At 58.1% G+C, this 594-nt stretch carries 1 protein-coding gene; it reads left to right on the top strand.

Features of this window, described 5'->3' with window-relative positions; genetic code table 11:
- Window positions 1-337: 337 nt before the first annotated feature.
- The coding region (locus tag JF66_RS24875) for a hypothetical protein (RefSeq protein ID WP_231556554.1) at window positions 338-594 on the top strand (257 nt) is incomplete at its 3' end.

The following is a 594-nucleotide window of genomic DNA, read 5'->3' as shown; positions in this document are numbered from 1 at the left end:
CGGGTGAGAGTACGGTGTTGCACTTCAAGTGGCTGGGGGCGGAGCCGTTTGATGGGGAGCTGTTCGTGCAGAGCACGCCGTTGATTAGTTTGCCGGAGACGACCGTGTTGACGGTGGGGTGCTGAGCGGGCTTTTGTGCTCCTGTTGATGTCGAGCTGAGATGGCTGCTTGGCAGTGGCGTCCTCAGGCCTCACCTACTCGCTAGCCACTTCACAGACGACAATCACCCTCCTGAGTTACGCGAGATTCCCCCCTGTTTCAGGGGTGGGGAATAGTCGCCCGGGTCGCAACTGGCGACATACCGTAGAGGGTGGGGGCAGTTCAGTGTCCTTCAGCGATGCACATGGAGGCAGTGATCGAGATGAGCGATATACCAATTTTTGCTCGGCGCCGATTCAGCAAATCATCCCGTCGATTGACGATGACGGATGTCTATTCTCCAGACGCCGGCTGGACGAAGGTGCCGCGGAAGTTGGACTTCACGAACCGCGTTGCGATTCAGCTGGTCGCGGATGGCATCACGCGAGTCCGGTTGTGGTCTCGTCGAGAAACGCATGAAGTGTCGATTCTTGAATCGTCTGTTCTTCGGCCCGG

The organism is Cryobacterium sp. MLB-32 (assembly GCF_000738085.1).
Lineage (GTDB): Bacteria > Actinomycetota > Actinomycetes > Actinomycetales > Microbacteriaceae > Cryobacterium.
The sequence above is the reverse complement of the archived record's forward strand: the minus strand, read 5'-3'. Positions and strand labels throughout refer to the sequence as shown.